The sequence below is a fragment of the Pleomorphochaeta sp. DL1XJH-081 genome, assembly GCF_049310885.1.
In the GTDB taxonomy this organism is placed as follows: domain Bacteria; phylum Spirochaetota; class Spirochaetia; order Sphaerochaetales; family Sphaerochaetaceae; genus CAYZJV01.
This window is the reverse complement of record NZ_JBMDYO010000091.1, coordinates 1-274: the sequence shown is the minus strand read 5'-3', so window position 1 is coordinate 274 and position 274 is coordinate 1. Positions and strand designations below refer to the sequence as shown.

Below are 274 nucleotides of genomic sequence, written 5' to 3'. Positions count from 1 at the left end.
GACAAAACTGAGGAAATAACAAGTGCTGTTAAAACTGAAGGCCCTCCTGTTGCTGGAGAGGGTGTTGAAGCCGCTAATGCTGCTGAAGAAAGTAAGGAATCCAGCCCTGCTGGTGACACTGCTGACAGTCCCGACTCAGCTCCCGCTGAAGAGAACAGTGAAGTTGCTGAATCTGGGGACTCAGCAGACCAAGAAGAATCTGACGAAACTCCTGAGCTAAAGCTTGAGACAGCACCTGCAGACTTCCGTTTTCCTACTACTAACCAAACCAAAC

Annotated in this window: 1 protein-coding gene; it reads left to right on the top strand. The window is 49.3% G+C overall.

Annotated elements, in window-relative coordinates; all coding sequences use genetic code 11:
- On the top strand, window positions 1-274 hold a 274-nt coding region (locus ACODJP_RS14015), incomplete at both ends, for a hypothetical protein (protein ID WP_422482545.1).